At 71.9% G+C, this 21,816-nt stretch carries 17 protein-coding genes and 1 pseudogene; 15 read left to right on the plus strand and 3 right to left on the minus strand.

Features of this window, described 5'->3' with window-relative positions:
- Positions 1-23: 23 nt before the first annotated feature.
- From OG422_RS00950 to OG422_RS00965, 4 genes are all read left to right on the plus strand, one after another.
- Positions 24-794 carry an SGNH/GDSL hydrolase family protein gene (locus OG422_RS00950; RefSeq protein WP_405738529.1) on the plus strand — a complete coding sequence of 257 codons (771 nt, stop codon included), beginning with the start codon at positions 24-26 and terminating at the stop codon, positions 792-794.
- Between the two features lie 100 nt (positions 795-894).
- Positions 895-2,328 carry an adenylosuccinate lyase gene (gene purB / locus OG422_RS00955; protein WP_143940434.1) on the plus strand — a complete coding sequence of 478 codons (1,434 nt, stop codon included), beginning with the start codon at positions 895-897 and terminating at the stop codon, positions 2,326-2,328.
- 23 nt (positions 2,329-2,351) lie between these two features.
- The gene (gene mug / locus OG422_RS00960; protein ID WP_143940431.1) at positions 2,352-2,915 is read left to right on the plus strand and encodes a G/U mismatch-specific DNA glycosylase; all 564 of its coding nucleotides are present in this window, start codon (positions 2,352-2,354) and stop codon (positions 2,913-2,915) included.
- Between the two features lie 111 nt (positions 2,916-3,026).
- The gene (locus OG422_RS00965; protein WP_405738534.1) at positions 3,027-4,184 is read left to right on the plus strand and encodes an ROK family protein; all 1,158 of its coding nucleotides are present in this window, start codon (positions 3,027-3,029) and stop codon (positions 4,182-4,184) included.
- 74 nt (positions 4,185-4,258) lie between these two features.
- Here the strand turns inward: OG422_RS00965 and OG422_RS00970 are convergent, their stop codons facing one another.
- The gene (locus OG422_RS00970; RefSeq protein ID WP_405738537.1) at positions 4,259-5,005 is read right to left on the minus strand and encodes a GntR family transcriptional regulator; all 747 of its coding nucleotides are present in this window, start codon (positions 5,003-5,005) and stop codon (positions 4,259-4,261) included.
- 506 nt (positions 5,006-5,511) lie between these two features.
- Here OG422_RS00970 and OG422_RS00975 point away from each other — a divergent pair.
- Entirely contained in the window at positions 5,512-7,110 is a 1,599-nt protein-coding gene (locus tag OG422_RS00975) for an alkaline phosphatase D family protein (protein ID WP_405738540.1), read from the plus strand.
- 102 nt (positions 7,111-7,212) lie between these two features.
- Complete coding sequence (locus OG422_RS00980) at positions 7,213-8,610, plus strand: GNAT family N-acetyltransferase (protein WP_405738542.1); 1,398 nt, start codon at positions 7,213-7,215, stop codon at positions 8,608-8,610.
- A 79-nt stretch (positions 8,611-8,689) separates the two neighbouring features.
- Here OG422_RS00980 and OG422_RS00985 read toward each other — a convergent pair whose 3' ends face one another.
- Positions 8,690-9,265, minus strand: a complete 576-nt coding sequence (locus OG422_RS00985) for a TetR/AcrR family transcriptional regulator (RefSeq protein ID WP_405738545.1) — start codon at positions 9,263-9,265, stop codon at positions 8,690-8,692.
- A 360-nt stretch (positions 9,266-9,625) separates the two neighbouring features.
- Between OG422_RS00985 and OG422_RS00990 the strand changes: the two genes are divergently transcribed.
- From OG422_RS00990 to OG422_RS01000, 3 genes are read left to right on the plus strand one after another with little or no spacing between them, the layout of a single operon-like run.
- Positions 9,626-10,231: a 2Fe-2S iron-sulfur cluster-binding protein gene (locus tag OG422_RS00990; protein WP_143941482.1), complete on the plus strand. Its 606-nt coding sequence runs from the start codon at positions 9,626-9,628 to the stop codon at positions 10,229-10,231.
- The gene (locus OG422_RS00995) at positions 10,228-11,220 is read left to right on the plus strand and encodes an FAD binding domain-containing protein (protein ID WP_405738549.1); all 993 of its coding nucleotides are present in this window, start codon (positions 10,228-10,230) and stop codon (positions 11,218-11,220) included. Before OG422_RS00990 ends, OG422_RS00995 begins: the two co-directional genes overlap by 4 nt.
- Positions 11,217-13,364 (plus strand): xanthine dehydrogenase family protein molybdopterin-binding subunit, encoded by a 2,148-nt coding sequence (locus OG422_RS01000; protein WP_405738552.1) that lies wholly within the window; start codon positions 11,217-11,219, stop codon positions 13,362-13,364. The genes OG422_RS00995 and OG422_RS01000 overlap by 4 nt, the downstream gene beginning before the upstream one ends.
- A 242-nt stretch (positions 13,365-13,606) precedes the next feature.
- Here the strand turns inward: OG422_RS01000 and OG422_RS01005 are convergent.
- Positions 13,607-14,059 (minus strand): annotated as a pseudogene (locus tag OG422_RS01005) (DinB family protein); the annotation flags it as partial.
- A gap of 386 nt (positions 14,060-14,445) precedes the next feature.
- Here OG422_RS01005 and OG422_RS01010 point away from each other — a divergent pair.
- The 6 genes from OG422_RS01010 to OG422_RS01035 all read left to right on the plus strand — a co-directional run bounded on the left by OG422_RS01010 (position 14,446) and on the right by OG422_RS01035 (position 21,118).
- On the plus strand, positions 14,446-15,783 hold the full coding sequence (locus OG422_RS01010) for a site-specific integrase (protein WP_405738555.1): 1,338 nt from the start codon (positions 14,446-14,448) through the stop codon (positions 15,781-15,783).
- Between the two features lie 105 nt (positions 15,784-15,888).
- On the plus strand, positions 15,889-16,941 hold the full coding sequence (locus tag OG422_RS01015; RefSeq protein ID WP_405738558.1) for a hypothetical protein: 1,053 nt from the start codon (positions 15,889-15,891) through the stop codon (positions 16,939-16,941).
- A gap of 170 nt (positions 16,942-17,111) precedes the next feature.
- Entirely contained in the window at positions 17,112-17,615 is a 504-nt protein-coding gene (locus tag OG422_RS01020; RefSeq protein ID WP_405738561.1) for a hypothetical protein, read from the plus strand.
- The gene (locus OG422_RS01025; RefSeq protein ID WP_405738564.1) at positions 17,615-19,792 is read left to right on the plus strand and encodes an integrase; all 2,178 of its coding nucleotides are present in this window, start codon (positions 17,615-17,617) and stop codon (positions 19,790-19,792) included. The genes OG422_RS01020 and OG422_RS01025 overlap by 1 nt, the downstream gene beginning before the upstream one ends.
- A gap of 1 nt (position 19,793) precedes the next feature.
- On the plus strand, positions 19,794-20,288 hold the full coding sequence (locus tag OG422_RS01030; RefSeq protein WP_405738567.1) for a hypothetical protein: 495 nt from the start codon (positions 19,794-19,796) through the stop codon (positions 20,286-20,288).
- A 134-nt stretch (positions 20,289-20,422) separates the two neighbouring features.
- Positions 20,423-21,118, plus strand: a complete 696-nt coding sequence (locus OG422_RS01035) for an alpha/beta hydrolase (RefSeq protein WP_143941472.1) — start codon at positions 20,423-20,425, stop codon at positions 21,116-21,118.
- Positions 21,119-21,816: the final 698 nt, after the last annotated feature.

The raw sequence follows: 21,816 nt of genomic DNA on the forward strand, positions 1-21,816 counted from the left end.
CCGCGGGATAGGATCGCCGCGCCATGGAGATGAATGCCCATTACACCAGTTTTGTCGCGGTCGGCGACAGCTTCACCGAGGGAATGTCGGACGGCCTGCCGGACGGCTCCTACCGCGGCTGGGCCGATCTGCTCGCGGCCCGCCTCGCCGCCCGTACGCCCGGCTTCCGCTACGCCAACCTGGCCGTCCGCGGCAAGCTCATCGGGCAGATCGCCGACGATCAGGCCGGGCCCGCGGCGGCGATGGGCGCCGATCTGGTGACGATGGTCGGCGGGCTCAACGACGTACTGCGGCCCACATGCGATGTGGCACAGGTGTGCGAACGGTTCTCCGCCGCGGCGGCGGTCCTCGCCAGGGGCGGCGGGCAGCCGGTGCTGATGCGCAGCCCCGGCCGTCAGGGCCCGGTCCTGGAGCGCTTCCGGCCGCGGATGGAGGAGCTGTACGCGCACATCGACGCGGTCGCCGCCCGGCACGGCGCGCTCGTCGTCGATCTGTACGCGTCCCGGGCGCTGGCCGATCCGCGGATGTGGGCCGACGACCGGCTGCACCTCAACGCCGAGGGCCACCGGCGGGTGGCGGAGGCCGTCTGGCAGACACTGGGGTTCGGCGCGGAGAGCGACTGGGACGCCCCGCTGCCGCCCGCGGTGGCGCCGGGCTGGCGGGCGCGCCGCTCGGCGGATGCGCGGTTCGCGCGTGAGCATCTGGTGCCGTGGATCAGCCGTCGGCTGACCGGCCGCTCCTCCGGGGACGGCCGCCCCGCCAAGCGGCCCGCGCTGCTGCCGTACGACGGCTGAGCGGCCGGCGGCCACCGGCGGCGGACCTGGAGGAACGTACAGCCGGGACCGGGGCGCCGGCCTGCGGAAAGCGACAGTAGACTCTGGCCATGTGACTGCTGTGACTGCGAAGCCCCGCATCCCCAATGTCCTGGCCGGCCGCTACGCCTCCACCGAGCTGGCCGTGCTGTGGTCCCCCGAGTACAAGGTCAAGCTGGAGCGGAAGCTGTGGCTCGCCGTTCTGCGCGCGCAGAAGGACCTGGGCGTGGAGGTCCCGGACGAGGCGTTGGCGGACTACGAGCGGGCCCTCGACACCGTCGACCTCGCCTCCATCGCGGAGCGCGAGAAGGTCACCCGGCACGACGTCAAGGCCCGGATCGAGGAGTTCAACGCCCTCGCCGGGCACGAGCAGGTCCACAAGGGGATGACCTCCCGCGACCTGACGGAGAACGTCGAGCAGCTGCAGGTGCGGCTGTCGCTGGAGCTGATGCGCGACCGCACGGTGGCCGTGCTGGCCCGTCTCGGGTCGCTCGCCGCCCAGCACGCCGAGCTGGTCATGGCCGGGCGCTCGCACAACGTCGCGGCGCAGGCCACCACCCTCGGCAAGCGGTTCGCGACCGCGGCGGACGAGCTGCTGGTGGCGTACGGGCGGCTGGAGGAGCTGCTGGCGCGCTACCCGCTGCGCGGCATCAAGGGCCCGGTCGGCACCGCGCAGGACATGCTCGACCTGCTGGGCGGGGACGCCGCCAAGCTCGCCGAGCTGGAGCAGCGGATCGCCGCCCACCTGGGCTTCGGCCGCGCCTTCACCTCCGTCGGCCAGGTCTACCCGCGCTCGCTCGACTACGACGTCGTCACCTCGCTGGTGCAGCTCGCCGCCGCGCCGTCCTCGCTCGCCAAGACGATCCGGCTGATGGCCGGTCACGAGCTGGTGACCGAGGGCTTCAAGCCCGGTCAGGTCGGCTCGTCGGCGATGCCGCACAAGATGAACACCCGCTCCTGCGAGCGCGTCAACGGTCTGATGGTGATCCTGCGCGGCTACGCCTCCATGACCGGTGAGCTGTCGGGCGACCAGTGGAACGAGGGCGATGTGTCCTGCTCCGTGGTCCGCCGGGTGGCGCTGCCCGACGCGTTCTTCGCGCTGGACGGTCTGCTGGAGACGTTCTTGACGGTGCTCGACGAGTTCGGTGCCTTCCCCGCCGTCGTCGCCCGTGAGCTGGACCGTTACCTGCCGTTCCTCGCCACCACCAAGGTACTGATGGGCGCGGTGCGGGCCGGGGTGGGCCGCGAGGAGGCGCACGAGGCGATCAAGGAGAACGCGGTGGCGTCGGCGCTGGCCATGCGCGAGCAGGGCGTGGAGCGCAACGAACTCCTCGACAAGCTGGCCGCCGACTCCCGTATCCCGCTGGACCGTGCGCAACTCGACGCGCTGATGGCCGACAAGCTGTCGTTCACCGGTGCCGCCGCGGACCAGGTCGCGTCGGTGGTGGAGCGGATCGGGAAGGTCGCCGGGGAGCACCCGGAGGCCGCGGCGTACACGCCCGGCGCGATCCTCTGACCGGGATCCGAAACCGTACCGCCGTGGGTTTCACCCCTGAGGAGCTGCAGGCCGCGCGCGGCCGTCATGTCCCCGATGTGACGGCGCCCGGCCTGCGGGTCCTGTTCTGCGGTATCAACCCGTCCCTGATGACGGCGGTGACCGGGCACCACTTCGCCCGGCCCGGGAACCGCTTCTGGCCGGTGCTGCACGCAGCGGGTTTCACGCCGCGGCTGCTGGCCCCCGCCGAGCAGGGTGAGCTGCCCTCGTTCGGGGTGGGCATCACCAACGTCGTGGCGCGGGCGACCGCCCGGGCCGACGAGCTGACGGCGGAGGAGTTCCGCGAGGGCGGCCGCCTGCTGGCGGAGAGGGTGGCGCGGCTGCGCCCGCACTGGCTGGCCGTCGCGGGCGTCACCGCCTACCGCACCGCCTTCGGCGACCGCCACGCGGCCATCGGCCCGCAGGACCACACCCTGGGCGCCACCCGTATCTGGGCGCTACCCAACCCGAGCGGCCTCAACGCCCGGTGGACGGTGGCGGCGATGGCCGAGGAGTACGGACGGCTGCGCGCGGCGGCGTTCGGCGAGGAGGCCGTGCCCACGGCCTGAGCCCGGCCGCGTACGACGCCCCGGGGCAGTCTCCTCGGCGGGTGTTCGGGGCTCGCCGGGACCGCGCTGACCGGCTACGCTCCGCCACACACCGAGGCGAGGAGACGGACGTTGGGGCGGCTCACCGGCGGGGACCCCTCCCTGCTGCGACGGATCAACTCGGCGGTGGTGCTGCACGCCCTGCGCGCCGCCGACTCCCCCACCCTCACCGATCTCGTGCAGGTGACGGGGTTGTCCCGGCCGACGGTCGAGGGCGTGGTCGAAGGGCTCATCGAGGCCGGACTGGTGGCCGAGGCGGCCGCCGAGGAAGGCGAGGCGCGCCGTCAGGGGCGGCCCGCGCGCCGGTTCCGGTTCCGGGCCGAGGCCGGGCATCTGCTGGGCATCGAGATCGGCCCGCACCGCGTCTCCGTCCTCCTGTCCGACCTCGGCGGACGCGTCATCGACGCCACGCAGCGGACGGTCGACGAACGGGCCGGGGCCGACGAGCGGTTGGAGCGGGTGCGCACCGCCGTCGCCGAACTGCTGCGCCGCGCCGGGGTGCCGCGCCGCTCCCTGCGGGCCGTCGGTGTGGGCAGCCCCGGGATCGTGGAGGCGGACGGCACGGTACGGCTGGGCACCGCGCTGCCCGGCTGGACGGGACTGCCGCTCGGCGAACGACTGCGCCGCTCGTTCCGCTGCCCGGTGCTGGTGGAGAACGACGCCAACGCGGCGGCGGTGGCCGAGCACTGGAGCGGCGCGGCGACCGGCAGCGACGACGTCGTCTTCGTCCTCGCGGGGCTGAGCCCGGGGGCCGGTGCGCTGATCGGCGGGCGGCTGCACCGGGGGTTCGGCGGGGCGGCCGGGGAGATCGGCGCGCTCCATCTGCTCGGGCGGGAGGCGACACCGGAGAAGCTGCTGTCGACGACCGGGAAGCCGCTGCATCCGCTCGACGAGGCGCAGGTCGCCGAGGTGTTCGCGCTGGCCCACGAGGGCGACGCCCGGGCGCGCGAGGCGATGGACCGGTTCCTGCAACGGCTGGTGCACCATGTGGCGGCGCTGGTGCTGGCGCTCGATCCGGAACTGGTGGTGATCGGCGGCTGGGCGGCCGGCCTCGCCGGCGTCCTCGACCCGCTCCGCGACGAGCTGGCGCGCTACTGCCTGCGGCCCCCGCAGGTGGCACTGTCGGAGCTGGGCGAAACGGCGGTCGCCACCGGCGCACTGCGGCTGGCGCTCGATCATGTGGAGGGTGAACTCTTCGCTGTGGAAAGCACGGTGACGGGTCGTCGGTAGCGGCGGGCCCGCCCCCGGACATGCCTCGGGCCCGTCCGCCGTGCGGCGGTACGGGCCCGAGGGTGCGTCGTCGGTCAGCCGGCGAGCAGGGAGACCGCTTCGCTCTCGCCGAAGGTGAGGCGGCAGGTGTCGGCGCGGTAGGTGGAGACCGCGACGGCGGCGGGGCGGCCGCCGGAGACGTAGCGGGTGGTGACGACGAGGACGGGCGCGCCGGGCAGCCGGTCGAGCGCCTTGGCGTCCTCCGCGCTGGCCGAACCCAGTTCGACGGTGCGGTCCCGGCCCTCCAGCGCGTGGACGGCCAGGGCGTCCAGCACCGCGCGGGCCCGGGCCGGGGCGCTGACCGCGGCGATCTCCGCGCAGCCGGGGACCACCGCCGCCGGGACGTACAGCAGCTCGGCGGCGACGGGGCGTCCGGCGGTGACGCGGTTGCGGCGGACGACATGCACGGGCGCCGCCGCCTCGGCCTCCAGCAGGCGGGCGACGGGCGCCGGGACGGTGTCGGTGCTACCGGCGTCGACGGGCTCCCAGTCGTCCCCGGCGGCGCCGGGCCAGGTGTGGCGGGCCGGGTCGACGGCGACGCCGACGCGCGGCGGGGCGACGGTGGTGCCCACCCCGCGGCGGCGCTGCAGCCGGCCCTCCAGCTCCAGCTGCTCCAGCGCCTGCCGCAGCGTGGCGCGGGCGACGCCGAACCGGGCCGCGAGGTCACGTTCGTTGGGGAGGATCTCGCCGACGGAGAACTCCGAGTCCAGCGCCTCGCTGAGTACGGTCTTGAGATGCCAGTACTTCGGCTCCGGCACCGTTTCGAGCTGCGTGGTCCCCACCCTGTCCTCCGCCTCGGCCGTTGCCCCGAAGGGCCGCGCTCCGCTCCCGCTGCCCATGGGCGGACCGGTTATGAGCGCTTCTTTATTAAAGGTTGTTGCAGTATCGCCGACGATAGGCCGGGCCCCACCCTTGGTCAAGACCAATGGGCCAGGAGTGGAGGAATCGACGGGCGGGGCGCGATGGCCCCTCGCGCGGCCGGGGCGACGGCGTACCGCGCGACGGGCGCCCGCCCGGTCCCGCGCCGTACCGCCCGAACTCCCGCGCCCGGCGGCCGCATCCGCCGTACGGAGACCCCGAGCGGTCCGGATTCCGGTCGCCCCGGTCCGTGTAGCGGAGCCGTCAAGGTCGCTGCCGGTGGGTGGTCTTGGGTGCGGAGGCTTGTCACCATGGCCCGGTGCGCCGTGGTGGCGGTCGGCCGGAGTTCACCGGGAGTTGGCCGACCGGGCACCGGGGCGCTGTACGAACGGGACGTCACCGAAGTTGTGCGACTTCACGGAGGTATCTGATGGCACCGGGATCCGGCGGCGGATTCGGACGGCGGTCGCTGCTGCGCGGCGCCGCGGTGAGCTCCGCCGCGCTGGCGCTGCCCACCCTGTCCTGCGCGGCGCCCGCGCAGGCCCGCAGCGGACGGCCCGTGGCCCGGTGGGGCACCCAGGTCGGCGATGTGACGGCGACCTCGGGCCTGGTGTGGGTGCGCTCCGACCGCCCGGCCCGGATGATCGTCGAGACGGCGGCCACCGAGGCGTTCCGCAACGCCCGGACCTGGACGGGCCCGGTGGTCGGCGCCGGGACGGACTGCACCGGCGTCACCGCGGTGCACGGTCTGCCGCCGGGCGAGCAGATCCACTACCGGGTGCGGCTCGCCGACCCGGATGATCCGCGGCGCTCCGGGGAGCCGCTGACCGGCACGTTCCGGACCGCTCCGGCGCACCGCCGCGACGGGGTGCGCTTCCTGTGGTCGGGCGATCTGGCCGGGCAGGGCTGGGGCATCAACCCCGACCGGGGCGGCTACCGCGTCTACGCGGACATGCGCCGCCGCGATCCGGACTTCTTCCTGTGCAGCGGCGACAACATCTACGCCGACAGCCCGATAGAGGCGCAGGTCACGCTGCCCGACGGCCGGATCTGGCGGAACGTGACGACCGAGGAGAAGGCGAAGGTCGCCGAGACCACCGCCGAGTTCCGCGGCGCGTTCCGCTACAACCTCCAGGACCACCACCTGCGGGCGTTCAACGCCCAGGTGCCCACGATCACGCAGTGGGACGACCACGAGGTGCACAACAACTGGTACCCGGGACAGCTGCTGGACGACGACCGGTACACCGTCAAGGACGCCGATGTGCTGGCGGCGCGGTCGCTGCGGGCGTTCAGCGAGTACTTCCCGATCCGTACGCTGCGGCCCGGACGCGAGGGCCGGGTGTACCGCGTGGTGCGGCACGGCCCGCTGCTGGACGTGTTCGTCCTGGACATGCGCCGCTACCGCAATGCCAACTCGCCGGGGCGGCAGACCGACGACCCGCAGGGCATTCTCGGCGCGGAGCAGCTGCGCTGGCTCAAGCGGGAGCTGTCGCGCTCGCGCGCGGTGTGGAAGGTCATCGCGTCGGACATGCCGCTGGGGCTGGTCGTGCCGGACGGCAAGGAGAACGTCGAGGCGGTGGCGCAGGGCGATCCGGGCGCGCCATTGGGCCGGGAGCTGCAGATGGCCGAGCTGCTGCGGCACATCAAGCACCGGCGGATCACCGGCACGGTGTGGCTGACGACCGATGTGCACTACACCTCGGCGCAGCACTACGCGCCCGAGCGGGCGGCTTTCAAGGACTTCGAGCCGTTCTGGGAGTTCGTGTCGGGGCCGCTGCACGCGGGCGGTTTCCCGGCGGTGAAGCTGGACGGCACGTTCGGTCCCCGGCAGGCGTTCGTGCAGGCACCGGACCGCGCCAACACCTCGCCCGCGGAGTCGCCGCAGTACTTCGGCGAGATCGACATCGACGGCGGCAGCGGCGAGATGACGGTCCGGCTGCGGCGGGACAGTGGTCCGGGCGACGGGCGGGAGGGCGATGACGTGCTCTTCAGCAAGGTGTTGCAACCGGGACGGGTAGGACAGTAGAGACCGATGCCGCGAATGCTCCCCTTGCCTCCCTTACCTGTTTTTACCCGTCGGACACAAGACGTTGGCGGACAGGCAACACCGGTCGGCGAGGCTGGCGCCATGACCGACACCACCTCCGACACCTCCACCCGGCGGGGCCACCGGCGCCGGGACGCCGTCGCCCTGGCGGCGTCGTGCACCGCCGTCGCGGCCACGGTGACCGCCGCCGGGGCCCTGCTCCACGGCCCGGCGACGCCGCTGCTGCTCTGCGCCGCCGGGCTCGCCGCCACCTGGCCGACCGTGGCCGGGCTGCGCGTCCGGTGGTCACGCCGCCACGATCCCGCGCCACCGCCGTCCGATACCGGCGCCGCGGCGCCGGTCTCCGCCCCGGGTGCCACGGTGCCCGCGGCGGAGACGGCGCTGTGGCGGATGCGCACCACCGTCCGGGACGCCCCGGGCAGCCTGGCCGCGCTGTGCACGGCGCTGGCCGCGCACCGCGTGGACATCCTCAGCCTGCAGACCCATCCGCTCTCGGCGGGCACGGCCGACGAGTTCCTGCTGCGCGCCCCGGGGACGCTCACCCCGCAGGAGCTGACCGGTGCGGTGTCCGGTGCGGGCGGCACACACACCTGGCTGGAGCGGGCCGACGCGCACGATCTGGTGGACGCGCCGGCCCGGATGCTGGGCCTGGCCACCCGTACGGCACTGGACTCCGCGGAACTGCCGCTGGCGCTGCGGCAGTTGCTGGGACGGTGCACGATCCGTTCGGTACCGGCACGTCCGCTGCACGGACGGCCCGCCGAGCCCCTGCCCGCCGAGGGTGTGCTGGAGGACCACCTCATGAAGTTCCGGGACGCCTCCGGGGGTTCCCTGATTGTCGAGAGGCCGCAGTTGCCGTTCACTCCCACCGAGTTCGCGCGGGTGCACGCGCTGGTCGAGCTGGACCGCCGGCTGGGTCAGCGGGTGCCGCCGCGCCGTGAGGTGCTGACGCTGCCCGAGGGCAACGACCTGACGATCCGCCGGGCCGGGCCGGACGATCTGGCGGCGGCCGTGGCGATGCACCGCCGCTGCTCACCGGCGACGCTGGCCCGGCGTTACCACGGGCCGGTCGGCGACGCGGACTCCTCTCTGCGGCATCTGCTCGGCCCGCACCACGGCCGCACCCTCGCCGTGGAGACCGCGTCGGGCCGTCTGGTGGCGCTCGGGCATCTGCTGTGGGACGGCGACGAGACCGAGGTGGCGCTGCTGGTCGAGGACGCCTGGCAGCGCCGCGGCATCGGCGCGGACCTGCTGCGCCGTCTGGTGGCGATGGCCGGTGAGGCGGGCTGCGAGAGCGTCTACGCGATCACGCAGGCGTCCCACACCGGGATGGTCGCGGCAATGCGGGGCCTGGGCCTGCCGCTCGACTACCAGATCGAGGAGGGCACCTTGGTGATCACCACCCGCCCGCAGGGCGAACCGGCCCTCCGCACCACCCGCCCGGCGACCGCCTCCGGCGAGTCCCCGGGCCTCGGCTGACGGCCTCTTCCGGCAGGAGCCGGGCAGGCGTTCCCGCAGTGGCCCCGGGACGCCACCACCGCCTTCCCTGACGCGGGGGTCAGGGTCCGGGTGCGCCCGTGCGCAGGCCGTCCATGACGAGGTCCAGCAGCCGGGCCGCGCGGGTCTGCCAGTCGCCATGGGGGTCGAGCTGCCAGAGACCGGCGATGGCGAGGAGGAAGTCGTCGGGGGTGACGCCGGGGCGGATGCTCCCGGCGCGGGCGTTGGCGTCGAGGAGGAGCGCGACGGCGGCGGTGACCGGGGCGCGGCCGACTGCGGCGAGGCTGCCGGGTGCGCTGGCCTTGCGGATCGCCTCGGCGAGCCCCGCCTTCGCCATGGCGTGCCGGGCGAGGCGGTCCATCCATTCGCGGAGCGCCGCGTCGGGGGCGCGGGTGCGCAGGAGGTGGGCGGCGAGAGCGGCGACCCGGCCGACCTCGTGGCGGTAGACCTCCAGCACCAGGCACTCCCGGCTGGGGAAGTTGCGGTAGAAGGTGGCCTGGCCGACACCGGCCCGCCGGGCGATGGCGCTGAGCGGGGTGCCGGCGTCGCGGGTGAGTTCGGTGAGTGCGGCGTCGAGGATGCGGGCGCGGTTGCGCCGGGCGTCCGAACGCAGAGCGGGTTCTCGCTTGTTGTGCACCCGTCCTCCTCCGGGAACGACCGGCGGCCCCTTGCTGCGCGCACAGCCGTCCGCTAGGTTTCCCCGATGTGGACAACTGTCCGCTCAGGTCCACCGTAGCGGCTGACGCGAGCGATGTGGAGGGGCAAGTCCGCCGGTGCGGCGGCCAGTTCCTGCCGCCCGACGTCCCGGCCCCGTCCTTTCGCCCACGCCGACGCCCGTCCCTGCGGTGCACTCCCCTCCTGTGGGCCCGCCGTCCCGGCGCGGGAGCCCCGGCGGGGCGGGAGAGCTTGACTTCCGGTCGACCCACGCCGTCCTCCGGGCCTCCGGGCCCGGTCGCGGCCGCGGCCGCGCCTCACTCACGCGAAAGAAGGCTGACTCATGCCCCCATCGACGCCCTCGGAGTCGTCGGCGCCGTCCCCCACGTACAGCGACATCTCCCTGCGCGTCAACGGGGAGACGTACGCCCTCCCCGTCGACCACCGCACCACGCTGCTCGACGCGCTGCGCGAGCGGCTCGACCTGACGGGCACCAAGAAGGGCTGTGACCACGGCCAGTGCGGTGCCTGCACGGTGCTGGTGGACGGGCGGCGGTCGCTAGCGTGTCTGCAGTTCGCAGTGGCCGCGCAGGGCCGGGAGGTCACCACCATCGAGGGGGTGGCCGACGGCGACCGGCTCCACCCCGTGCAGCAGGCGTTCCTCGACCTCGACGGCTACCAGTGCGGCTACTGCACGCCGGGCCAGATCTGTTCGGCGCTCGGGGTGATCGAGGAGCACGCGGCGGGCTGGCCCAGCGCGGTCACCGCCGACCTCCGCCCGGAGGCCGGTCCGGCGCCGCTGAACGCCGACGAGATCCGCGAGCGGATGAGCGGCAACCTCTGCCGCTGCGGCGCGTACGCGTCGATCGTCGAGGCGGTGGCGCGGGCCGCCGCGCCGGACGCGGGCGGTTCGTGTGCCGGTGTCTGCGGTACGGAGGTGACGGCGTGAGGGAGTTCGCCTACGAGCGGGCGGCCGATGTGGCTGGTGCGGTGGCGCTGCTGGGGTCCGGCCCCGGGGCGCGGGCGCTGGGCGGCGGCACCAATCTCGTCGACCTGATGAAGGCGGGAGTCGAGCGGCCGCAGCTCCTCGTCGACGTACGGGAGTTGCCGCTCGACCGGATCGAGGAGGACGGGGACGGCGGGCTGCGGATCGGCGCGACCGTCACCAACAGCGAGCTGGCCGCCCATCCCGAGGTGCGGCGGCGGTATCCGGCGCTGGCGCAGGCGGTGCTGGCCGGGGCGTCGGGGCAGCTGCGGAACATGGCGACGGTCGGCGGGAACCTCCTCCAGCGCACCCGCTGCGGCTACTTCACCGACACGACCAAGGCGTGCAACCGGCGCTCCCCCGGCAGCGGCTGCCCGGCCGTCGCGGGCGAGCACCGCAACGGCGCGATCCTGGGCGCCTCGGAGCACTGCGTGGCCGTGCACCCGTCGGACATGGGGGTGGCGCTGGCCGCCTTCGATGCGGTGGTGGAGTACGAGACGGCGGACGGTCCGGGCACGCTGCCGCTGGACGCGCTGTACCCGCCGGTGGGCGACGCCCCGCACCGGGAGACGGCGCTGCCGGAGGGTGCGCTGATCACCGGTCTGACGCTGCCCGGCGCGCTGGTGGCGGCGCACTCGCGCTACCGCAAGGTGCGCGAACGGGCGTCGTACGCCTTCGCGATCGGCTCGCTGGCGGCGGCGCTCGACGTCCGCGACGGCGTGGTGCACGACGTCCGGCTGGCGTTCGGCGCGGTCGCCTCCCGGCCGTGGCGGGCGCGGCGGGCGGAGGAGGCGCTGCGCGGCGGACCGGCCGGCGCGGACGCGTTCGCCGCCGCGGCGGACGCGGAACTGGCGGCGGCGCGGGCACTGCCCGACAACGGATACAAGCTGACGTTGATGCGCAACCTCGTCGTGGCGGTCCTCGGCGAGCTGACCGAGGAGGCGGGCCGATGACGGTCGCGACGGGCGCGGTGACGGGAAACCGCGCGGCAGGCGGCGCGGTGGGCACCGCGCACACCCGGCTGGAGGGCCGGGCGAAGGTCACCGGGGCCGCGCGGTACGCCGGGGAGGTGCCGTTCGCGGAACTGGCCCACGGGCAGCTGGTGTTGTCGACCGTCGCGCGCGGCCGGATCACGGCGGTGGAGACGGACGCGGTCCTGGCGATGCCCGGGGTCCTTGAGGTCCTGCACCACGGCAACGCGCCGCGGCTGAACGGCGATTACGCGGGGATGCTCGGGAAGGCCGACCAGCTGCTCCAGGTCTTCCAGCACAAGCGGGTGCCGCACGTCGGGTGGCCGGTGGCGCTGGTCGTCGCCGAGACGCCGGAGCAGGCGCGGGAGGCCGCCGACGCGCTGGTCGTGCGGTACGCCACGGAGCCGCACGACGTGGCGTTCTCCGAGGCGCATCCGGCCGCGTACGGCACCGACGCGGAGACGGGCGGCACGGCGGAAACCGAGAAGGCGCTCGATGCATCCGAGGTCGTCGTGGACGCCCGGTACACCACGCCGGAGGAGCACCACCATCCGATGGAGCCGCATGCGGCGATGGCCCGCTGGGACGGCGGGCGGCTGGAGGTGGTGGACTCCAACCAGGGCAGCGCCTTCGTCGCGGACGAGCTGGCGAAACTGTTCTCTCTCGACCCCGCGTCGGTGCGGGTGCGGTCGGAGCACGTCGGCGGGGCGTTCGGCGCGAAGGCGACGCGGCCGCATGTGGTGCTCGCCGCGATGGCCGCGACGGTGCTGCACCGGCCGGTACGGGTGGTGCTGACGCGTCGCCAGCTGTTCTCGCTGGTGGGGTACCGCAGCCCGACGGTGCAGCGGGTGCGGCTGGGCGCGGACGCCGACGGGCGGCTGCGGGCCCTGGACCACCAGGCGTACTGCGCCTCGTCGTCGTTCCGTGAGTTCATCGAGCGCAGCGCCGACTTCGGCCGGGTGATGTACGGGCCGGACGCCTACCGGTCGCAGAACCACGTGGTGCCGCTGGATGTGCCGACGCCCAGTTTCATGCGGGCGCCGGGCGAGGCGCCGGGGTCGTTCGCGCTGGAGTGCGCGATCGACGAGCTGGCCGAGAAGTGCGGTCTCGACCCGATCGCGCTGCGCTCGCGCAACGAACCCGAGGTGGGGGTGGTCTCCGGACTGCCGTTCAGCAGCCGCAATCTGCTGGCCTGCTTCGAGGAGGGCGCCCGGCGGTTCGGCTGGTCGGAGCGCGATCCGCGCCCCGGGGTGCGCCGCGAGGGCCGCTGGCTGCTGGGCAGCGGGACGGCCGCGGCGCGGTTCCCGTCGGGGGCGGCGCCGTCGACGGCGGCGGTGACGGCGGAGGCGGACGGGACGTTCACGGTCCGGATCACCGCCGCGGACGTCGGGACGGGCGCGCGCACCGCGCTGGCCCTGATCGCGGCGGATGCGCTGGAGGTGGCGCCGGAACGGATCCGGATCCGGATCGCGGACAGCGATTTCGGTCCGGCGATGGTGGCCGGCGGTTCGATGGGCACCCGCTCCTGGGCGTGGGCGATCGTCGAGGCGGTACGGGCGCTGCGCGAGAAGCTGGCGCTGGGCGGCACCGTCCCGCCGCAGGGCCTCACCGCCCGGGCGGACACGGGCGCGTCGATCAGCGCGCTGTCCAAGAAGGAGCGGCACTCCTTCGGGGCGCAGTTCGCCGAGGTGGCGGTGGATGTCACCACCGGTGAGGTGCGGGTGCGGCGGATGCTGGGGATGTTCGCCGCCGGGAAGATCGTCAACCCGCTGACGGCACGCAGTCAGTTCCTCGGCGGGATGATCTGGGGCCTGTCGATGGCGCTGCACGAGGAGGCGGTACGGGACGGGGCGACCGGCGGGCACGTCGGCGCGGACCTCGCCGGGTACCACATCGCTGCGCACGCCGACATCCCGCCGCTGGAGGCCGGTTGGGTCGACGATGTGGACGAGGACGACCCGGTCGGCATCAAGGGCATCGGGGAGATCGGCATCGTCGGCGCCGCGGCGGCCCTCGCCAACGCGGTCTGGCACGCCACGGGCGTACGCCACCGGGATCTGCCGATCCGCCCGGACCGGGTGCTGGCGGCAGGTGCGGCGGAGCGGCCGGGGCCCGAGGGCGCCTGAGCCGTTACGCGTCGGGCCCGGGCGGTGATGCCCGGGCCCGACGCGGCCCCTGAGCCGACGCGGTTCGGGGACCGCGGGGCCCCGGCGCCGGTGGTGCCGTGGCGCGCAGAACGTGCCACGGCGCCCCGGTGTTCGGCCTGACCGGGTGCGCCGACGCCCGGCGCACCCGGCACCGCCTCACGCGCCCGGCACCGCCTCACGCGCCCGGCACCGCCTCACGCGCCCGGCGCCGCGGCGCATGCTCACCCCCGCCCGGCGGCCTCCCGAGCCACATGCTCCAGTCGGTCCCGGTACTCCTGCCACCACGCCCCTTCGTCCGACGGCAGGTTGGTGTTGCCGTCGCGCATCCCGGCGGCGCCGTCGATCAGTTCGCGGACGATGTCCGCGTGACCGGCGTGGCGATGGGTCTCGGCGGTCATGTGGATCAATAGGTGATGCAGTGTCACCTCGCGGCGCTCCGTCGGCCACCACGGCACCTGGCCGACGGCGTCGAGCGGGAGCGCCGTGATGGTCGCGTCGGAGTGCCGCCACGCACGCCGGTACAGCTCCACGATCTGCTCGCGCGTCTCGTCCGCGGTGGCCCACATGTCGTCGTTCGGATCGGCGCCGTCCGCGAGCCAGGGTGTCGGCTCGCCGGACGGGCGGCCGAACGCCTCGCCGAAATTACCCAGTTCCACGCTGGCGAGGTGTTTGATCCCCTCTGCACCAACTCCCGAGCGGGGGCCGTCGCATGACGGCTGACGCCTATCTGGTGATCCTGCGACGCGGAGGATCCCGCATCGTCCGATGGCCGGTGCGATACCGAGCACAGCTGGCCCACCCGGGTTGAGAACCACACCGAGCTGCGTCGCCTGCTCCGGAGCGAGCGCGGGTGGCACCGTCCCCGTCCCGGCCGAGACGTTTGTCCCGGGCGCCTCCGAGGCGTCAGGCATGTTCGGCAAGTGCCCTTCAGGCGACGTGCCTTACAGATATCCGAGGGAAGTCGTTGCTTAACCGTCGTGTTGCATTCCCAGGTACCGGACTCTGCAGAGGTTGTTGAGTCCGTTGCATCACCTTGTGTCGGATAGCTACGTTCCGACACATGCAACTGATCAACTTCTCGGCGGCGGGTTGGGAGTCCTGGGACGTGTCCCGGCAACCGCTGATCCGCGACCGGATGCCTGTCCTGGTCGACGACGACCTGCGCTTCGAGGACTCACCCGGGGCACCGCGGCCGGCCTTGGTCGCGAACCGCTGGCTGCGCGAGCTGCCGATGAACGGTGCGCCAGCGGTTCGGACTTGGCAGAACAACGCAGGGTGTCTGCGCGACTGGCTGCGGTTCCTCAAGGACCGCGGCGTCGATCCGCTGGGTGACCGCCACGACCTTCAAGCAGTTCTCAGCATGTACGCCGAGTACCGTTTCGTCGGCGAGCTGGAGAACCGGCGGGACATGACCACCTGGAATCTCCACGTCGGCATCCTGTCGAGCTTCTACCGGTGGGCACGCGACGAAGGCTGGGCTGTGGCTGTGCCGTTCAGCTACCGCGCAGGCAAGAGGATGGCGGACGGCGTCCTGGTGGAGGTGGAACGGAACCTCGCCAAGATGCGAACTCCGCGACCTCACACGTCGATCAAGTACCTGGAGCGGGACTTCTCCGAGCTGTTCGTGCGGGTTCTGGCGGGGCTTGATCCGAATGGAGAGCCCGACCGCCAGTACCGGGGCCGCGAGGGCGCCCGGAATTCCTCAATGGCCGAGTTGGTGCTGTCGAGCGGCCTTCGAGGACAGGAGTTCACCTACCTGACCGTGCACGAGGTGCCGCCGCTTCCCGCTCGTCCGTCGCCGGTGCCGGTGCTGTTCCCGCTCGCTCACGCCGTCACCAAGGGCCAGAAGCCGCGGACGAGTTGGATCAGCTATGAAGCGCTGGCCGACGTGCACCAATACATCGAGCTGGATCGGGCTGCATCAGCGGAGGGCTTCGCCTGGCGGCCGCCGTCGAAGCTGGGCAAGCCCCTGGTGGTCGAGGAGCCCGACTGGGAGGGTGCTTACCTCAACGGCCAGCGCAGATCGTGGCGGCAGCTGAGTCCTTCGGAGCGCCTGCGGCTGGTGGCCGTCAACGGCGAATCGCCACTGGTCGGACTGCAGTCCTCGGGGAAGCCATTCATTGACTATGCGACGGTATTCCGCCGGACTTCCGCAAGAATTCGGGACCGTTTTGATCCGCGATTTCCGACAGTTGCCCGACATCGGCTGCGCCATTCGATGGCCATGCAGACATTGGAATGGCTGATCACCGGCTACAACCGCCGAGCTGGTAAAGGGAACGGGCGACGATGCTGCGATGGCGCTCTATCTGACCAAGTCGGACCCCATGCTGATCCTTCGCGATCTACTAGGGCACCAGAGTGTCGTCTCCACGGAGATCTATATCGCGCGTCTTGACGTCACGCGGCTCTACGGGGACGCCTACCGGCAGGTCACCGAAGAATCAGACCCGGCCACTGTCGCCGCAGCAGATGCGGAGTTCAAGGGCGAGGATCTCGACTGATGCCCGCCACTATCACCGAGGAGCCTCTGTCCGTCCGTTTCATCTTCAATGACGGCAGCCGCTATGTTGCGGACCTGGACGGACTACCCAATCCGGAACTGGCCCACGACCTCGCGCAGGGGCTGGCTTCGAATGCCCACCCGCACGGCGGAATCGGCACGAAGAGGACCGCCACGGGCTACGCCGTGTCGTTGCGCCAGATGGTGGTCAAGCTCGCCGAAGCCGGCTTCACCGGCCTGGCCTCGGACCTGACCCGGCCCGTACTGATGCGGTTCTGGTTGGCCGGGAACGCCGTGCATGAGCGCAATACGCGCATGATCCTCAAGGGGTTCGACGCGGTGACCGGCGCCTTGCGGACGGAGGTGCGTGAGTACCTCGCGGGCAACAAGCTGCACGTGAAGCCCCGCACCCGGCCCTACCGGGCTTACACCGATGGCGAGTGGGAGCGCTTGGAGACATCCCTTCGGGCGTTGGTGGATGACAGTTGGGTCCAGCACAAGCGGGCTCTGGAGTTGGCAACCAAGGGCGCGGACCCGCGAATAACCATGCGAAACAGCAAGGCCGACATGGCCTGGCTCATGATGCGGGACGGGCCGATTCCTTGGCGTGACGGATATCGCGAGTACGCCCGCGGTCACATTGAATCCATCCCCCGGAAATCCGATTCGCAACTTCGACAGGTCCGCGAGGCACTGTTTCCGACCCCGCTTGTCCAGTACGCCTACATGATCTTGCTTGGGATGTATTCTGGAATTGTTCCAGACGGAATCAGTGACCTCTGCGGCGAAGACGTGGAGTGGGCAGGCGATTCCACTATCCTGCTCAGCTATGTCAAGGGCCGCACATCGCGAGAGAGTGTGAATATCCCTGGCCGAGCAGTGCGGCTGCTGAAGCGGTGGCTGCAGTTCTCCGAGCCTGCCCGGCGCTTCGCCGATGACGAATGCCGCCGCATGCTGTGGATCTCCCACAGCCCGCATGCCCGACGACCGATCAGCCCGCCGTCCGAGAACGGGAAAGTCTGCCGTCGCCCAAGCACTCGCTCGGCCTGGTAGACGACGAGGGCGGTGCCCTGCTGATTCACCGAGGCCGGCTTCGGGCGACCTACCAGGAACGGCTGTCGAGGCGGAGATGGACGGGGCGGGCCACCATCGACCCGAACCACACCCCCCGCGTCGAAGGCGATCACTACGTCACTCCGACCACGCCCGCCCGCCTGGCGGCGGTGGAGTCGATCATCGAGGACGGCCAGACCGCCGTCCTGCGCAAGTCGTTGCCGCCCGTGGTGCTCTCCACCGACCGGGCCGCGGAGCTGGCGGAAGGGTTCCCCGACGCGGTGAAACGGCTCGGCCTGGATTCCGCGGCGCTCGCCGAGCTGATGGGAGGCGAGCGGGACGTGTTCACCGCGGCGTGCTCCGATCAACTAGCCGGTGTCCACGGCCCTGCGGGACTGCCGTGCCCGGCCCGGCCGTGGGTCTGCCTGTTGTGCCCGCTGGCAGTGTTCCTGCCGCGTCACGCGCCGAACCTGCTCAGGCTCGACGCCTTCTTCAGCCGCCAGTTCCGGCAGATGCCTACCGAGAACTTCCTGCGGGTCTTCGGTCCCTACGCCGACCGCCTAAGCAACGAGATCCTGCCCAAGTTCTCCGAGGAGACGAAGTCGAAGGGCCGGCTGGAAGTGGCCGACGACGACAGCGACCTCCCGCTCCGCCCTGAGGAGGGAACGATCTGATGTCCCAGCAGTTGTCCGTCCCCGTCCGCCCTCGGCGCCGAACCGCTTCGGTCTTCGCCGGCGGCAACGTCTGCCGGATCGCCGGGCTGAAGCTGACTCCTGGCGCGACAGGGCCTCTGTTCGAGCAAGATCGCTGGGATCTGTCCGGGCTGGCCGATGCCCATCGCATGGTCACCGGCACGGAGCTGGTCTGGGACTTCACCGAGATCATCAACCCGTCGTGGCGGATGGTGGCCAAGGAGGTCCTGCTCGCGATGCTTGCACCGGACCACGAGGCCGTCCTGGAGTGCGCGCTGGCCCTTCGAAGCGTCCGCAGTCCGCGCACGTGCTACCGGTATCTGCGGCAGTTCATCGAGTGGTTCAACTGGCTGACCGGGGAAGGGCTCGTCACTCTGGAGGAGGTCACTCAGGAGATGTGCAAGCGCTACCTGGAGGAGCGTCACTGGAGCGTGCCGGTTCCCGGCGAACCCCGGCGCCGACTGGAGCCGGGCACGATGAGGGAGCTCGTCAGCGCGGTTCAGGTTCTCACGCTGTACGGAGAGTTGACGTCCTCCGACGGTTACCGCACCGGATTCGCGCCCTGGAGCGGGAAGACCGCGACCAGCGTCGTCGGGGTGAAGACGACCGGCTCGAACCGCACCCCTCCAGTCCCGGACGCCATCCTCCAGCCCCTGCTGGCGACCTGCCTGTACCTAGTCGACGTCGTGGGTCCGCACATCGCCGACCTGCTGGACCAGGTCCGGGCCGAGGCGGCTGAGGACGTGGGTCTTCCCGGCGGAACCCTGGCCCATCTGCCTGCCTTGCGACAGGTGATTGAGGAGGTCAGGGCCGCCGGCGAGCCGCTGCCCGCGCTCGCCGACAACCAGACGACCAAACGCGTCAACCGCCACGGAACGGACCCGCTGTCGCTCCTGGCCTGGGGTCGGCTGTCCCGCAGAGCCAAGGTCGGCCGGCTCTCCCCGGAGGTGTGCACGCGCCTGGCGCCCGCGCTCGCCGAGCTGGCGGCCGAGGTGGGATTCCAACGGCCGTTGGCCCGAAAGCCAGCCTCGATCGCACGGGCCGACAACGCCGAACTGGTGCCGTGGACCTCGCCATTGGCAGCCGAGGACGTGAACATCACGGCCAGCTACGTGGTCATCGCCTGCCTGGTGCTGACCGCGGCGCTCTCGGGCATGCGACACAGCGAACTGCTGGAGATCGAGGCAGGGTGCCGACGTCCGGCTCGGGAGATTCCAGGTGGCGGGAGACGGTTCCGGCTGGCAGGAAGGCTGGTCAAGGGCCAGACGTTCGGCGGGGCGCCTGATGAGTGGGTGGTCATCGAGGAAGTGGACCGGGCGGTCGCTCTCGCCGAGCATCTGCTGAACCGCCCTGACGGTGAGGCCCTGTTCCCCACCGTTGACCTGTCGACTCGGGTGAAGGCCCTGAGGCGCTGGCTGGAGCGGACCGGCAACCGGGAGCGCTGGGGCCTGCCCGTGATCCCGCCCGGACCGGCCAGCGCTCGGATGATGCGGCGCACGCTCGCCCTGGCCATCGCCCAGCGACCGGGCGGGCTGCTGGCCGCGAAGGTTGCGCTCAAGCACATCTCAGTGGCCACGACCGAGGGCTATGCGGCCCGCCCCGGGGGCTCCCAGCGACTGTTCCAGGCCGAGATCGAGGAGGCCGAGGAAGTTCACCGCATCGCGCTCACTGTGCAGGCGTTCCGAGACGTCCAGGCGGGCATCCTGCCAGCCGGCCCCGGCGCCCGCGGCTTGGTCGAGGCATTCTCCCACGTCGACGCCGCGCTGAAGGATGCCGCCCGCACCGACCCGAAAGTCCTCCATGACGACCGGCATCTGGAGAACCTCCTGCGCAAGCAGGCGAAGACGCTTCACGTCGGTTCCGCGAACTACTGCTGGTTCCGCGATCCTTCCAAGGCCCTGTGCCTGCGGATGGCCGGGACCCCGCAGGCCACGAAGCCGCTGGTGGGGATGTGCGACTCCGCGCGCTGCCCGCAGGCCACCCACCACCCGTGCCATCGCCTCGTCTGGGCCAACCAGGCGGCCTCCGTCGCGGTGTTCATCGAGAGCCCCCGAGTTGCCAAGGGCGAGAAGATCAGGCTGCTGCCCGAACGCGATCGAGCCCTTCGGGTCGTCGCCGAGATCGACGCCGCCTCCACGACGACGGTCGGAAAGGACTGAGGTGGCCAGGCTCACCGAGGAAGACAAGGCCCGCAACGAGGCCGCCGTCCGCGCGGCCATGGAACGGGTGCTGAGCGGGGACCTGCCCCCGGGCGGCAAGTGCGATCTGAAGACCCTTGCCCTCATGGCGGGCGTCACCCGCACCGGCTTCTACCCCAAGAAGGCCCGGGACGGCTCTGAACGGCCCGGTACCTACGAGCACCTGGCAGAAGAGTTCGAGCGGCGCCTGAGGGCGCTTCAGGAGACGGGCGAGATCGTCGACCCGCGAGCCGCGCAGATCGAACGGCTCAAGGCCGAGAACGCTCAGCTGAGGAAACGCCTCGCCAACCGAGACGAACAGCTGGCGGAGCTGACCGACTTCAAGACGCTGGCGATCTCGCGGCTTGCTGCCCAGCACGACGAGATCGAGCGCTTGCGCGAGCGGGCCACTGCGGACGGTAACGTCCGATCGCTGCCCCGCCGGGGCGGGACACCAGCGATCGGCTCTTGCAGCTGAAGGCCGGCGGGTGTTAGTGGCCAGTTCGGATTGGTTCTGTCCGCGATTCTGTGAATGATCTTCGGCTCCCTGTCGCAACGGCGGCTACGTCTACCATTGTTCGAAAAGCGGCCAAGGCAGACGTGGAGGCAGCGATGAGGGTCGTGTTCGTGCATGGGGCGTGCGTGCGGGACGGGTCGTGGTGGTGGCACCGCACCGCCGAGCTGCTGCAGGAGCGAGGGGTGCTGAGCGTGGCCCCGGCGCTGCCGAGCTGCGGCGAGGCGGGCCTGCCCGGAGGCGCCGGCGGTCCGGGGCTCTCCGAGGACGTCGCGGCGGTGCGGCAGGCGCTGCTGGACAGCGACGAACCCACCGTTGTGGTCGCCCACAGCTACGGCGGCATCATCACCGCGGAAGCCGCCGCGGGAATCGGGTCGGTACGCCACCTGCTGCTGGTCTCCAGCTACCTGCCCGAGGTCGGGCAGAGCCTGTCGGAGTTCGGGGACGGCAGCCCCGCCCCGTTCCTCGACGTCGACCCCGACGCTGCCACCTTCGGGGTTCGCCCCGAGCTACTCGTGGACACGTTCCTTCAGGACTGCGACCCCGAGGTCCAGGCGCAGGCGGCGGACCACCTCGCCCGGCAGAGCGTGCAGGTGACCGGGCAGCCGGTCGGGGCGGCCGCATGGCAGCAGGTGCCCTCGACGTACCTCATCTGCGCCCAGGACCGGGGCACCCCGCCACGCCTACAGCGCGAGTTCGCCCGCCGGGCCGGCAGCGCCATCGAACTCGACGCCGGCCACCACCCGTTCCTGTCCCAGCCCGCCGCGGTCCGGGACCTGCTGCTGAGCCTGTGACGGCAGTGACAAGATCATTCACGGAAGTGCGGTCAGAGCCAATTCCAGGTGGCCGCTGTCAGGCGGGTTCGGGGCCGGGACGGCCCCGAACCCGCCGAGCCAACTTCCCGAGAGGAAGCAGCTGTTCCTCGCCTCTCCGGTACCGTGATCTTCGCCACTTGCCCGGATCTTCCGGAGCTGAAGAAAGCGACACGATGCACTGCCCGACCGAGACGCCTCACAAGGACGCCACCCCCGCGTAAAGCGACACACCTCGGTGGGACACGGCGTTTGCCGCGACTCCAAGGGGGGCAAGGCAAGTTGGGCACGAGTTGGACGGGCGGCTGTGCGCGTCGAGCTTGGCGTCTACGACGGGCCGATCCGCTTCAACTTCCTCTTGCCGGTCTACGTCGCCGGGCATCCGCCGCTCGCTCTGCGCGCGTAGGTCACGCTTTTGCTCAGCCGGCGGTGTGGCGACGTCCAGGCGGCGCTTCGCCGCCTCAGCTCCGCGGGGGCCTCTGCAAGAGGCCACTTGGGCAGGGAAAAGGCCACTTCGACAGGGCCTGCAGTCGGGGCTATCTTCTCCTGACATTCGGCGCCGCCCGCAGTCGCACAGGAGTTCCATCAGCCTGAGTCACCCGCAAGGGGATGAGTCGATCACGCCCACAGCTCCCCGCCCCCACGCGCAGGCCACCGAATCGAGTCCACGCCCAGACAGC

The sequence above is a fragment of the Streptomyces sp. NBC_01525 genome (assembly GCF_045040405.1).
Classification (GTDB): Bacteria; Actinomycetota; Actinomycetes; order Streptomycetales; family Streptomycetaceae; genus Streptomyces; species Streptomyces benahoarensis.

Excerpts from the sequence above, each read along its gene's own strand:
- OG422_RS01035 (WP_143941472.1), top strand. The coding sequence starts at position 20,423 with ATGAGGGTCGTGTTCGTGCATGGGGCGTGCGTGCGGGACGGGTCGTGG.
- OG422_RS01015 (WP_405738558.1), top strand. The coding sequence starts at position 15,889 with ATGCCCGCCACTATCACCGAGGAGCCTCTGTCCGTCCGTTTCATCTTC.
- OG422_RS00950 (WP_405738529.1), top strand. The coding sequence starts at position 24 with ATGGAGATGAATGCCCATTACACCAGTTTTGTCGCGGTCGGCGACAGC.
- OG422_RS01025 (WP_405738564.1), top strand. The coding sequence starts at position 17,615 with ATGTCCCAGCAGTTGTCCGTCCCCGTCCGCCCTCGGCGCCGAACCGCT.
- OG422_RS00980 (WP_405738542.1), top strand. The coding sequence starts at position 7,213 with ATGACCGACACCACCTCCGACACCTCCACCCGGCGGGGCCACCGGCGC.
- OG422_RS01000 (WP_405738552.1), top strand. The coding sequence starts at position 11,217 with ATGACGGTCGCGACGGGCGCGGTGACGGGAAACCGCGCGGCAGGCGGC.
- OG422_RS01010 (WP_405738555.1), top strand. The coding sequence starts at position 14,446 with ATGCAACTGATCAACTTCTCGGCGGCGGGTTGGGAGTCCTGGGACGTG.
- OG422_RS00990 (WP_143941482.1), top strand. The coding sequence starts at position 9,626 with ATGCCCCCATCGACGCCCTCGGAGTCGTCGGCGCCGTCCCCCACGTAC.
- OG422_RS00975 (WP_405738540.1), top strand. The coding sequence starts at position 5,512 with ATGGCACCGGGATCCGGCGGCGGATTCGGACGGCGGTCGCTGCTGCGC.